The sequence below is a fragment of the Citricoccus muralis genome (genome assembly GCF_003386075.1).
Lineage (GTDB): Bacteria > Actinomycetota > Actinomycetes > Actinomycetales > Micrococcaceae > Citricoccus > Citricoccus muralis.
Genome location: NZ_QREH01000001.1, coordinates 3,139,440 through 3,152,496 on the forward strand (window position 1 = coordinate 3,139,440; position 13,057 = coordinate 3,152,496).

Below are 13,057 nucleotides of genomic sequence, written 5' to 3' on the forward strand. Positions count from 1 at the left end.
CCTAACCGGCGTCTATTAAACGCATAATGACGGGTGCTATTTCAACTAGACCTTTGGTCAGGGTGGCCGGGATGGGGGCGTGTGTGCTGGGCCACCCTCCTGTTAGGGTGGTGATCATTACTGACCGATCGTTCAGAAAGGCCTCTGTCGGATGACCACGCACACCACCGCCGCCACTGTCCCCAGCTACGTCCTCGACCAGTGGTGGACCCCCGCGGAGGGGTCCCGCACCGCGGAGGTCCGCGACGCCAATACCGGCGAGGCCATGCTCCGTTTCGGGGCCGAGGGCCTGGACCTCGGCGAGGTGCTGGCGCACGCCCGCACCATCGGCCAGCGCGAGCTCGGGGCACTGACCCTGCACGAGCGGGCGCTGAAGCTCAAGGAACTCGCGCTGTTCCTCAACAGCCGGCGTGACGAGCTGAACGCCCTGTCCCACCGCACGGGGGCCACCGCGGTGGACAACATGGTGGACATCGACGGCGGTATCGGCGTGCTGTTCACCTACTCGTCCAAGGGGCGGCGTGAACTGCCCAACGCCAACGTCATCCAGGACGGGGGCGTGGAGCCGCTGTCCAAGGACGGCTCCTTCATCGGCACCCACATCTACACCCGCATCCCCGGCGCCGCCGTGCAGGTCAACGCCTTCAACTTCCCGGTCTGGGGCATGCTCGAGAAGTTCGCGCCGGCCTTCATCGCCGGCATGCCGACCATCGTCAAGCCGGCCACCCCCACCGGCTATGTCACCGAGGCCGCCGTGCGGATCATGATCGAATCCGGGATCCTGCCAGCCGGCTCGCTGCAGCTCGTCTCCGGATCCGCCCGCGGACTGTTGGACGTCATGGATTACCGGGACCTGCTGGCCTTCACCGGCTCGGCCTCCACGGCGCAGTCGCTCAAGGCCCATCCGAACGTGGTGACCGGCGGCGTCCGCTTCACCGCCGAGACCGACTCGCTCAACGCCGCCATCCTCGGCCCGGACGCCGTGGAGGGCACCCCGGAGTTCGACGCCTTCGTCAAAGCCGTGGTCACCGAGATGACCGTCAAGGCCGGGCAGAAGTGCACGGCCATCCGGCGCACCATCGTCCCCGAGGGTCAGCGGGAAGCCGTGGCCCGGGCCGTCTCCGCACGGCTGGACTCGCGCGTGGTCCTCGGCGACCCGCGCGCCGAGGGCGTCACCATGGGCGCGCTGGCCTCCCTGGACCAGTTGCGGGACGTGCGCGGTGCCGTCGAGGACCTGCTCGCCGCCGGCGGTGAACTCGCCTATGGCACCCTGGACGCCCCCACGGTGCGCACCGCCTCAGGTGAGGAGGCCGTCGTCGAGCAGGGCGCCTTCATGTCCCCGGTGCTGCTCTCCTGGGCGGACGGGGACGCCGAGGCCGTGCACTCCCGCGAGGCCTTCGGGCCCGTGACCTCCTTGCTGGGCTACACCGACGTGGCCGACGCCGTCCGGCTGGCCGCCCGCGGCTCCGGCTCCCTCGTGGCCACGGTATGCACGAACGACCCGGAGGTCGCGCGAGAACTGACCACTGGAATCGCCGGCCACCACGGCCGCGTACACCTGCTCAACCGGGAGACCGCCCGGTCCAGCACCGGCCACGGCTCGCCGATGCCCCAACTGGTCCACGGCGGGCCGGGCCGGGCCGGCGGCGGCGAGGAGCTCGGTGGCATCCGGGCCGTCCTGCACCACATGCAGCGCACGGCTCTGCAGGGCTCGCCTAACCTGATCACGGCCGTCACCGGCGTGTGGCAGACCGGGGCGGACCGGCGCATCGCGGGCTCGCCGGACTATGGGGCCGAGGCCGGAAACGTGCACCCGTTCCGCAAGTCGCTGGCCGAGCTGCGGATCGGCGACGCCCTGGCCTCGGGCCTGCGCCAGGTCACCCAGGAAGACATCACCGCGTTCGCGAACACCACCGGAGACACCTTCTACGCCCACACGAACCCGGAAGCGGCCGCGGCCAACCCCTTCTTCCCGGGTACCGTGGCGCACGGCTACCTGTTGGTGGCCTGGGCCGCCGGACTCTTCGTGGAACCGGCACCCGGCCCGGTGCTGGCCAACTACGGTCTGGAGAACCTGCGGTTCGTCACCCCGGTGGCCGCCGGTGACTCCATCCGTATCACCCTGACCGCCCAGAAGATCACCCCGCGGGTGACGGACGAGTACGGCGAGGTCGCCTGGGACGCCGTGATCCACAACCAGGACGACGAGATCGTGGCGACCTACGACGTCCTGACCCTGGTCGAGAAGGAGGACACCCTCTACCGGGACTGGACCGACTGAGGCCGGTCCTGCGAACCAGAGCACGACGGCGGCTGGTCACCTTCTCGCGGAGGGTGACCGGCCGCCGTCGTGCTGGGGTGCTGGGGGCGGCAGGTCAGTCGCGGGCGCGCAGCCCGTCCACGATCATGGCGATCGCGTTCTCCTCGACCTGCGCGGGGGAGACTGGTCCTTCCGGGCGGTACCACTCCACCAGGGAGTTGATCATGCCGAACATCAGCCGGGTGGTGGTGCGGGGCTCCACGTCGCTGCGCACCTTGCCCTCGGCCTGGGCTGCCACCACGAGGTCCACGATCTTGTGGTCCACCGTGCGGCGGCGTTGCAGGGCATCCCGCTCGATCTCGGTGTTGCCGCGCAGGCGCAGCAGCAGGGTGACATAGGGCTGGCGGTCGATGAGGACGCGGATGGTCGAGCGCAGGATGAACTCGAGGCGTTCGATGGTGCCGCCCTTCTGGGCGCGCTCGTCCTCGCCGATGGCCTCCAGAGGGACCAGGGCCTCGTCCAGGGCCAGCCGCAGCAGGTCCCCCTTCGAGGGCACGTGGTGGTAGATCGCCGACTTGCTGACCCCGAGCTCCACGGCGAGCATTCCCATGGAGGTGGCGTCATAGCCATGACGGTTGAACACCTGGACGGCGATCTCCAGCACCGAGTCCTGGTCATAGCCCGGCCGGCCTCGCCGGGGGGACTTCGGCACGGCGGAAGCGGTCGTCATGTCAGGTCTCCTGATCGGCGCGGGTGGGTGGTCCTACGGTCCTGATGATTCAGGGCGTGCGCAGGTCGTGGATCCGCTTAAGCTTACCGACGGACCGGGGCAGGGACTCCGGGTCCACCACATCGATGCGGCAGCTCGAGCCCACATGGATCTTGATGAGCTTCTGCAACTCCCCGGCAGCGGCCAGCGCCCGATCCGTGGTGCAGTCATCCCGGCGCTCGATCTTCACCGCCAGTTCGTCCATCCGGCCCGGGCGGGTGATCTCCAGCTGAAAGTGCGGGGACAGGCCGGCGACCGTGAGGGCGAGCTCCTCGATCTGACTGGGGAACAGGTTCACCCCACGCAGGATGATCATGTCGTCCGAGCGTCCGGTGATCCGGCCCATCCGCCGGTGGCCGGGGCGGGCGGTGCCGGGCAGCAGCCGGGTCAGGTCGTGGGTACGGTAGCGGATGATGGGCAGGGCCTGCTTGGTCAGTGCCGTGAACACGATCTCGCCGTGCTCGCCGTCCCCGAGGACCTTGGTGTCGTCGAAGGCGTCCACGATCTCCGGGCGGAAATGGTCCTCCCAGATGTGGCAGCCGTCCTTCGTCTGCTGGGACTCCCCGGCCACTCCGGGGCCCATGACTTCGGAGAGCCCGTAGATGTCGCAGGCGTCGATGGCGAACATCTCCTCCAGCTCGTGGCGCATCTCCTCGGTCCACGGTTCGGCGCCGAGCACGCCGACCTTCAGCGACGTCTTGCGCGGGTCGAGGCCGGCACGCTGCATGGCATCGCCGATGGTCAGCAGGTAGGTGGGCGTGCACAGGATGGCGTCCGGCTGGAAGTCCTGGATCAGCGTGATCTGTTTCTCCGTCTGCCCACCGGACATCGGAATGACCGTGGTGCCGAGGCGCTCCGCGGCCCCGTGGGCCCCCAGGCCGCCGGTGAAGAGCCCGTAGCCGTAGGCGTTGTGGACCTTCATGCCCGGGGTGACGCCGGCGATCCGGAGGCAGCGGGCTCCCAGCTTGGCCCAGTCGTCCAAGTCCTGCTGCGTGTAGCCGACCACGGTGGCGCGGCCGGTGGTGCCGGATGAGGCGTGGATGCGGGCGACCTGCTCCTGCGGAACGGCGAACATGCCGAAGGGGTAGGAACGGCGCAGGTCCTCCTTGTCCGTGTAGGGGAATTTCGCCAGGTCGGACAGTTCCTTCAGGTCACGGGGATGGACGCCGGCGGCGTCATACTTCTCGCGGTAGAGGGGGACTCGCTCGTAGGCGTAGGCAACCGTGTCCTGGAGGCGTTTCAGCTGCAGGGCCTCGATCTGGTCGCGGCTCATCGTCTCTTCAGGGTCCAGGCCGAGGGTCGCGTCGGTCGTGGAGAGGGTCTCGGTCATCGTCGGAAGCCTTAATGTGTGCGGTGCTGCTGGGGGGGGTGCAGTGGGTGCTGGGACGAAGGGCCGCCGGTTCGGGCCTCCGTTCAGCGCTTCGGTTCAGCGCTTGGGGATGGTGCGGGACCGCCCGCGGAACTCCGCGATGACCTCGGTGCCGCCCTCCGGCAGGGACTGACGGACCTGGATGTCGTAGAGGCCGCTGCGGCCGCTCTGTTGGCGCCGGTCAGCCACCGCTGTCAGCAGCCGCCCCGGGATGCCGGGCTTGAGGAAGTTCATGTCCACGCCGGAGGCCACGGTGACCGTCTCGTCCGATCCCTCGGCGGGGTTGCAGGCCAGTGCAAAGGCCGAGTCGGCCAGGGCGAACACCATGCCCCCGTGGGCGATGCCGAAGCCGTTCAGCATCTCCTGACGCAGTGTCATGGTGATGACGGCATGCCCATCGGCGATCGCCTCCACCTCGATACCCATCCACTCGCTGGCCGGGTCGTTCCTGAGGATGGCGTGCCAGTCGCCGAGCCGTGACGGTGCTGGCGAGGCCTTCTCCGTGGTGGTCATGGCGCTCCAATCATTCTCTACTGAACGATCATTAGGTAATCTCAATCTGTGACCTGGGTCAAGTTCCCGGTCGCGCTCAGCGTAGGGCGCGTGTTGACGAACGGCGAGCCGATGCCTATATACTGAACGAACGGTCGGTAAATACATCGGCTCCCGACCAGGCCCCTGCGGCACCGTGAGACGACATCCGCCGAACCGCACCCGGCGAATCCGAGAATGAGGTGGTCACCATGGCCGAACAGAAGAGCTCCGGCGGGCACTTGGCTGCCGTCCGGACACCGGAGGACATCGAGGGCGAGCGCCGGTTCGACGCGATCATCGCCGAGGACTCCCGCATCGAGCCCCGGGACTGGATGCCCGAGGCCTACCGCAAGTCGCTGACCCGGCAGATGTCCCAGCACGCCCACTCCGAGATCATCGGGATGCAGCCGGAGGCCAACTGGATCACCCGCGCCCCCAGCCTCAAGCGCAAGGCCATCCTCATGGCCAAGGTGCAGGACGAGGCCGGCCACGGGCTCTACCTGTACTCGGCCACCGAGACCCTGGGGACCGACCGGGACACCCTGAACGATCAGCTGCTGACCGGACGCGCCAAGTACTCCTCGATCTTCAACTACCCCGCTCGGACGTGGGCGGACATGGGTGCCATCGGCTGGCTCGTCGACGGCGCGGCCATCGCCAACCAGGTGCCGCTGTGCCGTGCCTCTTACGGCCCCTACGGGCGGGCCATGGTGCGCGTCTGCAAGGAGGAGTCGTTCCATCAGCGCCAGGGATTCGAGATCCTGCTGGAACTGTCCCGCGGCAGCAAGGCTCAAAAGAAGATGGCCCAGGACGCCATCAACCGCTTCTACGCCCCGGCGTTGATGATGTTCGGACCCTCGGATCAGGACTCGCCGAACTCGCAGCAGTCTATGGCCTGGAACATCAAGCGCTTCTCCAACGACGACCTGCGTCAGCGGTTCGTCGGCATGATTGTCGAGCAGGTCAAGGTTCTTGGCCTGAGCCTGCCGGATCCGGACCTGCGCTACGACGAGGAATCCGGTCAGTGGCTGCACATGGAGCTGGACTGGGACGAGTTCAAGCGGGTGGTCTCCGGAGGTGGCCCCTGCAATGCCCAGCGGTTGGCCCGCCGCCGGGAGGCCCATGAGAACGGGGCCTGGGTCCGTGAAGCCGCAGCCGCCTACGCCCGGAAGCAACAGGACCAGCAGGACCAGCAGAATCAGCAAGATCAGACGGCAGAGGTGGCATGACCTTGAGCAGCACCGTAATCGGCCAAGACGGCCAGGACGGCCAGAACAACCAAGACAACCAGAACAACCAGCCCGGCGAAGGCGGCCAGAAGCCTCCGACGTCGGCCGGCTGGCCGCTCTGGGAGGTCTTCGTGCGCTCGTCCCGGGGCCTGTCCCATGTGCACGCCGGTTCGCTTCACGCGCCGGACGCTGAGATGGCGGTCCGCAATGCGCGGGATCTCTACACCCGGCGCAACGAGGGCGTCTCCCTCTGGGTGGTCCGCTCCACGGACATCACCACCTCGGACCCTGATGCCAAGGACATGATGTTCGAATCGCCTCAAGGCAAGGACTACCGCCACGCCACCTACTACAAGGAAAGCGAAGGGGTGAAGCACCTGTGAGCGGCACCTCCACCGAACAGGGGACGGGGCAGCCCGGCCAGATGTCCGACCAGCTATTGGACCATAGCCTCGACAGCTTCGGCGACGCCGCGGCGTCGGCCACGCGCGTCACCCCCGGCAATGCACTGCGCCCGGAGGACATCGTCCTGCAGCAGACGGCACCCGCGGGCGACGCCGTCGCCCGGTATGCCCTGCATCTGGGCGATGACGCCCTGATCCTCGCCCAGCGGCTCTCGCACTGGATCTCGCGCGGGCCCGAGCTGGAGGAGGACGTCGCCCTGGGCAATATCGCCCTCGACCAGCTGGGTCACGCCCGCTCCTTCCTCAGCTACGCCGGAAAGGCCTGGGGCCAGACGGAGGACGACCTGGCCTACTTCCGCGAAGAGGAGGAATTCACCTCCCTGCACCTGGTGGAGCAGCCCAACGGTGATTTCGCCGAGACGATGGTGCGCGGACTGTTCATGGCCCTCTACCAGCACCAGCTCTACGCCCGGCTGGTGCACTCGGCTGACGAGACCATCGCCGCCATCTCCGCCAAAGCACTCAAGGAGGTCGACTACCACCTGGAGCACGCCGAGCTGTGGACCCTGCGTCTCGGCCGGGGTACCGAGGAGTCCGCCCACCGGATGCGCGCGGCCCTGGGCAAGCTCTGGCCCTACATCGACGAACTGTTCCAGGACGAACCGCTGCACGATGAACTCGAGGGGATCGCCGTGCGTCCCTCCACGTTGCGTGCAGAGTGGGACGACCGGCTGCGGGACATCCTCGACCGGTCCGCACTGGCCGTCCCGGAGGTTCCGACCGCCCTGTGCCGGGGCCGCCGCGGCGAGCACTCCGAGCACCTGGGATACATCCTCGCCGAGATGCAGGTGCTCGCCCGCAAGCATCCCGGCGCCACCTGGTAGACGTCAGGAGGACCACCATGGCACCCGCCACCACCATCGAATCCCTGCACGAGATCGCGTCCCGGGTCACCGACCCGGAGATCCCGGTGTTGACCATCGCCGATCTGGGCATCCTTCGGGACGTCGAGCAGGACGGTGACGGCGCCGTCGTCGTGACCATCACCCCGACCTATTCGGGGTGCCCGGCCATGGATGCCATTCGACAGGACCTTGAGCACGAGTTCGCCGCGGCCGGCTACGGGACGGTGCGAGTGGACCTGGTGCTGTCCCCGGCCTGGTCCACCGACTGGATGACGGACGCCGGCAAGGCCAAGCTCGAGGAGTACGGCATCGCCCCGCCCACCGGGACCGGCCACCGGGGCACCGTGACCCTCGGCCTGGCCGTGAAGTGCCCGCACTGCCATTCGCTGAACACCCGCGAACTCGCCCGTTTCGGTTCCACCTCCTGCAAGGCCCTGTACTCCTGCCGGGACTGCCTGGAACCCTTCGACTACTTCAAGGTGCTCTCATGACCGCTACCGCCACCGAGGCCGCCCCCGCACGCCGCCGCGCCACCTTCCATCCCCTCGAGGTGGCCGGCGTCCGCCGCCTGACCGCCGACGCCGTGGAGGTCACCTTCGCGGTGCCCGAGGAGCTGGTGGACGACTACGACTACGCGGCCGGCCAGTACGTGGCCCTGCGCAAGGAGTTGCCGGGCGAGGACGGCGCACTGCACGAGGTGCGCCGCAGTTACTCGATCTGCGCCGAGCCGAGGCCCGGAGAGATCCGCGTGGCTATCAAGCGGGACCTCGGCGGGCTCTTCTCCAGCTGGGCCAACGAGCACCTGATGGCGGGGGACACCATCGACGTGATGAGTCCCGCCGGCGCGTTCATCTCCCAGCACCGGATGACCGAGCTGAACGATCCGGAGTCGATCGACACGGACACCGAGCACTCGTTCGTCGCAGTGGCTGCCGGATCCGGCATCACCCCGGTCATCGCGATCGCCCGCACCGTGCTGGCCTCCAACGACCAAGTCCGGTTCGACCTGGTGTATTCCAACCGGGCCGCCATGGACGTGATGTTCCTCGAAGAGCTGGCCGACCTCAAGGACCGATACCCCGCCCGCTTCGCCCTGCACCACATCCTGACCCGGGAACAGCGGATCTCACCGCTGCTGTCCGGCCGGATCGACCACGAGAAGCTCTCCACCCTGTTGTCCACGGTGATGCGGCCGGAGACGGTGGACGAGTGGTTCCTCTGCGGCCCGTTCGAACTGGTGCAGCTGGTCCGGGACGAGCTGACCGCCCTGGACGTGGATGCGGGCAAGGTCCGCTACGAGCTGTTCACCACGGGCGACCCTCAGCAGGGCCGCCCGGAGGGCAACATCGGCCGTCCCGTGGAGGTGGACGAGGCCGGGGAGAATTTCCAGATCTCCTTCACCCTGGACGGACTGCAGGGCGAGGTGAAGACCCCGAAGGGTCAACGCGAGTCGGTGCTCAACGCCGCTCTGCGGGTCCGCCAAGACGTGCCCTTCGCCTGCGCCGGCGGCGTGTGCGGCACGTGCCGGGCCAAGGTGGTCGAGGGCACCGTGGAGATGGATGAGAACTTCGCGCTCGAGCCGGATGAGATCGAGAAGGGCTACGTGCTGACCTGCCAGTCCCACCCCACTTCGGACACGCTCGTCGTCAACTACGACGCCTAGGAGGAACCGCATGATCGAACTGAACCTGGCCGACGGGATCGCCGAGGTCGTCCTCAACGCCCCGGAGAAGATGAACGCTCTCAATGCCGAGGCGCTCGCCGAACTAGAGAAGGCCTACGACGCCGCCGCTGCCGCCGCCTCGCGCGGTGAGGTGCGCGCCCTGCTGCTGCGCGGTGAGGGGCGCGGGTTCTGCGCAGGACGAGACATCTCCGGGGTCACCCCGGCCGACGATGACGTCCTGGGCTACCTCGGAGGGAAAGTCACCCCGCTGTTGCAGAAGATGAGCGCCTTCCCGGCACCCACCTTCGCAGCGGTGCAGGGCGCGTGCCTCGGCGTCGGACTCGGGCTGGCGATCGCCACGGACGTGGTCTACGTGGCCGAGAACGCCAAGATCGGCTCGCCGTTCGCGAACCTGGGGGCCACGCTGGACTCCGGCGGGCACTGGCTGTTCACCGAGCGGCTGGGCGCCCATCGCACCCTGGATCTGATCTACACCGCGGAGCTGATCAGCGGTGCCGAGGCGGTGGCGTCCGGACTGTTCTCCCGGGCCCTGCCCGCCGAGAGCCTGCTGGAGGATACCCGCGGCATCGTGGCGAAGGTGGCCACCGGTGCCACCGGCGCCTTCCTGGCCTCCAAGGAGCTTGTGGCCCAGGTCCGCGATCAGCGGTTGGGCCTGTGGGAATCGGTGGCCCAGGAGAACCAGGCCCAGGCCGACTTGTGCGGCACGGCCGACTACGCCGAGGGGTTCGCCGCGTTCCAGGAGAAGCGCCGGCCCGTGTTCCAGGGAGTCGCCAGCACACCCGCGCCCCGCTGACCTCCCCGCACCACCACCGCTTTGAGTCGAGTTGGGGTGGGCGTGTGACGAAGAACCCACCCCAACTCAACTCAACGTCCGGGGGTGGGCGGGTATCCGACGTAGCCGGACATCAGGGTCTCGAGGCACGGTGCTCTACCGGGTGTCCGCGTCCTCGAAGATCACGAACGTCTGGGTGTCCAGCACCGCGGGCAGAGGCTGGATGAGATCGAAGACCACCCGGCGCAGGTCCAGGTTGTCCCTCGCCCGGACCAGCAGCAGCACATCGAAGTTCCCGCCCACGAGGCTGACATGGTAGACCTCCGGGATCTTCGCGAGGGTCTCCCTGACCTCCCGCCAGCCGTGCTGGCGCAGCTTCAGCGTGACGTAGGCCGAGGAGCGCAGGCCCGCACGGACCGGGTCCACCACCGCGCTGTAGCGGGTGATGACGCCGTCCTGCTGCAGCCTGTTGATCCTGGCGTAGGCATGCGCGCGGGAGATATGGACCCTCTGGGCCAGGGCGGTCACCGATTGACGGCCGTCCCTCGTGAGCTCGGCCAGGATCTGCTCATCCACGAAGTCGATCGGTGCGGGCACGGGGCCCATGGAATCCCTCCCTCACAGAGGCGGTGCACTGTTACAGAACATCCACCAGAATAAGCAATTTCCGCCATTCGTCCACAGTCTTGCCGTGCGGCGGCGACGAAGCCTCGGCTCGATCCACACTGGTGGTTACAAAGTGACTACCGCAGTGACGTGGACCACGGCCGGCACGCGGCCCAGGAGGAACGATGAGCGAGGACACCCGCATCGGCATCACCGATGCCGCCCGCAGCTTCGGCATTACGCCGGAGGACTACATGCTGCCGGCCCGCGACCTGATCCAGATGGTGGACCAGGAGGGCCGGCTCCTGGGTGCCGGCCCGGACCCGGAGCCGGGTCACGATTACCCCGTCCCGGCCGACGAGGACCTGCTGGAGGCGTACCGCCGCCTCGTGGTGGGCCGGCGCATCAATGACCAGAACTCCGCGCTGGTGCGTCAGGGCCGAATGGCGGTCTACCCCTCCAGCCACGGGCAGGAGGCCTGCCAGGTCGCCGTCGCGGCCTGCCTGGAGGAGGGGGACTGGCTGTTCCCCACCTACCGGGACACCGTGGCCGTGATCTCCCGCGGGGTCCCGCCCGTGGAGGCTATGACCGTCTTCCGCGGTGACTGGCACGGTGGCTACCATCCGGGAAAGCACAAGGTCGGCATCCAGTCCACCCCGCTGACCACCCAGTTGCTGCACGCGGTCGGGGCCGCGCATGCGGCGAGACTGCGCGGGGAGGACACCGTGGTGGTGGCCCTGTGCGGGGACGGGGCCACCAGCGAGGGTGACTTCCATGAAGCACTGAACTTCGCGGCCGTCTTCCATCTGCCGGTGATCTTCTTCGTCCAGAACAACCAGTACGCCATCTCCGTGCCCTTGGCCCGCCAGACGGTGGCGCCGTCGCTGGCGCACAAAGCTGTGGGTTATGGGATGGCGGGGGAGCGCGTGGACGGCAATGACCTCGTCGCGCTGCTCGCCGTCCTCGAGCGGGGTGTGCGCCTCGTCCGCGGCGGTGCGGGTCCCCTGCTGGTCGAAGCGCAGACCTACCGGATCCAGGCCCACACCAACGCCGACGACGCCACACGGTACCGCGAGGACGCGGAGGTGCAGGAATGGCTGGCCAAGGACCCGGTGAAGCGGATGCGCACCTACCTGACCGGTCGCGGCCTGCTGGCCGACGAGCTGCAGGCCCGCTTCGAGCGGGAGGCCGAGCAGGTCGCCGCCGAGCTGCGGGACGGACTCAATCAGGACGTGACCGGCGACCCGCAGGATCTCTTCGCCCACGTCTACACCGTCCCCACTCCACAGCTGACCGAGCAGTCCGCCCAGCTGTCCGAGGAACTCGCCCGCGAGGAGGCATCATGAGCGCCCGCCAGACCACCGGCCCGGACATCGGTTCAGTCGACACCATGGACAACGCCGTGGACGCGGCCCGGGAGGCCACCACCCGGGCCGGCGGGGCGGGTGTCCCCGGACCGCGGCCCGACTCCCCGGTGGCCCCGGCACCGCCGGGGCCGGTCACGATGGCCAAGGCCCTCAACGCGGCCCTGGCCGATGCGCTGGCCGCCGATGCCGGCGTCGTGGTGTTCGGCGAGGACGTGGGCACCCTCGGCGGGGTCTTCCGCATCACGGACGGCCTGGCCGCACGTTTCGGAACGGAGCGGTGTTTCGACACCCCGTTGGCCGAGTCCGGGATTGCCGGCATGTCCGTGGGCATGGCGATCAACGGGATGCGGCCGGTGATCGAGATGCAGTTCGACGCCTTCGCCTATCCGGCCTTCGAGCAGATCGCCTCGCACGTGGCGAAGATGCGCAACCGCACCCGGGGGGCCGTGGCGATGCCCATCGTCATCCGCATCCCGTACGCGGGGGGCATCGGCGGCGTGGAGCACCATTGCGATTCCTCGGAGGCCTACTACGCGCACACCCCGGGCCTCAAGGTCGTCACCCCGGCCACCGTGACCGACGCCTACCTGCTGCTGCGGGCGGCCATCGACTCGGACGACCCGGTCGTCTTCATGGAGCCCAAGAAGCTGTACTTCGCCAAGGACCGGGTCGACCTGGATGCTCTGCGCGAGCAGTACGACGCCGGCCGGTCCGGTCCCGGGGCCGGCGCGGATCCGCGGGCCGCGCTGGAATCCGGCGGGGCCGCCGTCGCGCGGACCGGAACCGACGCGACGCTGATCGCGTACGGTCCGTCCCTGCCCACCGCGCTGGCCGCGGCGGCCGCCGCCCAGGAGGAGGGGCGCTCGCTGGAGGTGGTGGACGTGCGCACGATCGTCCCCTTCGACGACGCCACCGTGGTCGCGTCCGTGGTCAAGACCGGCCGGGCCGTGGTTATCACCGAGGAGACCGGATTCGCCTCCGTTGCCGCGGAGATCACCGCCCGCGTCCAGCAGCGCTGCTTCCACTCCCTGGCCGCGCCCGTACTGCGGGTCACGGGCTTCGACATCCCCTATCCGGCGCCGAAGCTGGAGCACCATTTCCTGCCCTCGGTGGACCGCATCCTGGACGCCGTGGACGACCTGCAGTGGGAGGACTGAC

The 13,057-nt window shown here is 68.6% G+C and carries 13 protein-coding genes; 9 read left to right on the plus strand and 4 right to left on the minus strand.

Translation table 11 applies throughout. The features are described from left to right. Positions 1-151 precede the first annotated feature (151 nt). Positions 152-2,281 carry a phenylacetic acid degradation bifunctional protein PaaZ gene (paaZ, locus tag C8E99_RS14025; protein WP_115932816.1) on the plus strand — a complete coding sequence of 710 codons (2,130 nt, stop codon included), beginning with the start codon at positions 152-154 and terminating at the stop codon, positions 2,279-2,281. A 94-nt stretch (positions 2,282-2,375) separates the two neighbouring features. On the opposite strand, the gene C8E99_RS14030 is transcribed toward paaZ, so the two are convergent. From C8E99_RS14030 to paaI, 3 genes are all read right to left on the minus strand, one after another. Further along, positions 2,376-2,990 (minus strand): TetR/AcrR family transcriptional regulator, encoded by a 615-nt coding sequence (locus C8E99_RS14030; protein WP_115932817.1) that lies wholly within the window; start codon positions 2,988-2,990, stop codon positions 2,376-2,378. 49 nt (positions 2,991-3,039) lie between these two features. Beyond that, a complete protein-coding gene (locus C8E99_RS14035; RefSeq protein WP_115932818.1) occupies positions 3,040-4,359 on the minus strand; it encodes an AMP-binding protein in 1,320 nt (439 codons plus the stop codon). A gap of 96 nt (positions 4,360-4,455) precedes the next feature. Continuing rightward, positions 4,456-4,911 (minus strand): hydroxyphenylacetyl-CoA thioesterase PaaI, encoded by a 456-nt coding sequence (gene paaI, locus C8E99_RS14040; protein WP_115932819.1) that lies wholly within the window; start codon positions 4,909-4,911, stop codon positions 4,456-4,458. A gap of 230 nt (positions 4,912-5,141) precedes the next feature. On the opposite strand from paaI, the gene paaA reads away from it, so the two are divergent. The 6 genes from paaA to C8E99_RS14070 are packed head-to-tail and all read left to right on the plus strand — an operon-like array spanning position 5,142 to position 9,947. Beyond that, positions 5,142-6,161, plus strand: coding sequence for a 1,2-phenylacetyl-CoA epoxidase subunit PaaA (gene paaA, locus C8E99_RS14045; protein WP_115933504.1), 1,020 nt, complete (start codon positions 5,142-5,144; stop codon positions 6,159-6,161). Positions 6,162-6,163: 2 nt separating this feature from the next. Continuing rightward, a complete protein-coding gene (paaB, locus tag C8E99_RS14050; RefSeq protein ID WP_342767574.1) occupies positions 6,164-6,544 on the plus strand; it encodes a 1,2-phenylacetyl-CoA epoxidase subunit PaaB in 381 nt (126 codons plus the stop codon). Positions 6,545-6,585: 41 nt separating this feature from the next. Further along, positions 6,586-7,449 (plus strand): 1,2-phenylacetyl-CoA epoxidase subunit PaaC, encoded by an 864-nt coding sequence (gene paaC / locus C8E99_RS14055; protein WP_115933505.1) that lies wholly within the window; start codon positions 6,586-6,588, stop codon positions 7,447-7,449. 17 nt (positions 7,450-7,466) lie between these two features. Further along, a complete protein-coding gene (paaD, locus tag C8E99_RS14060; RefSeq protein WP_115932821.1) occupies positions 7,467-7,961 on the plus strand; it encodes a 1,2-phenylacetyl-CoA epoxidase subunit PaaD in 495 nt (164 codons plus the stop codon). Continuing rightward, entirely contained in the window at positions 7,958-9,133 is a 1,176-nt protein-coding gene (gene paaE / locus C8E99_RS14065; protein ID WP_115932822.1) for a 1,2-phenylacetyl-CoA epoxidase subunit PaaE, read from the plus strand. The genes paaD and paaE overlap by 4 nt, the downstream gene beginning before the upstream one ends. 10 nt (positions 9,134-9,143) lie before the next feature. Beyond that, a complete protein-coding gene (locus C8E99_RS14070; protein WP_115932823.1) occupies positions 9,144-9,947 on the plus strand; it encodes an enoyl-CoA hydratase/isomerase family protein in 804 nt (267 codons plus the stop codon). 135 nt (positions 9,948-10,082) lie between these two features. Here the strand turns inward: C8E99_RS14070 and C8E99_RS14075 are convergent, their stop codons facing one another. Beyond that, entirely contained in the window at positions 10,083-10,532 is a 450-nt protein-coding gene (locus C8E99_RS14075) for an Lrp/AsnC family transcriptional regulator (protein WP_115932824.1), read from the minus strand. Positions 10,533-10,717: 185 nt separating this feature from the next. Between C8E99_RS14075 and C8E99_RS14080 the strand changes: the two genes are divergently transcribed. Both C8E99_RS14080 and C8E99_RS14085 read left to right on the plus strand, forming a co-directional pair. Continuing rightward, entirely contained in the window at positions 10,718-11,878 is a 1,161-nt protein-coding gene (locus tag C8E99_RS14080) for a thiamine pyrophosphate-dependent dehydrogenase E1 component subunit alpha (protein WP_115932825.1), read from the plus strand. Between the two features lie 44 nt (positions 11,879-11,922). Further along, positions 11,923-13,056, plus strand: a complete 1,134-nt coding sequence (locus C8E99_RS14085) for an alpha-ketoacid dehydrogenase subunit beta (protein ID WP_115933506.1) — start codon at positions 11,923-11,925, stop codon at positions 13,054-13,056. The last annotated feature ends 1 nt before the right edge of the window (position 13,057 follow it).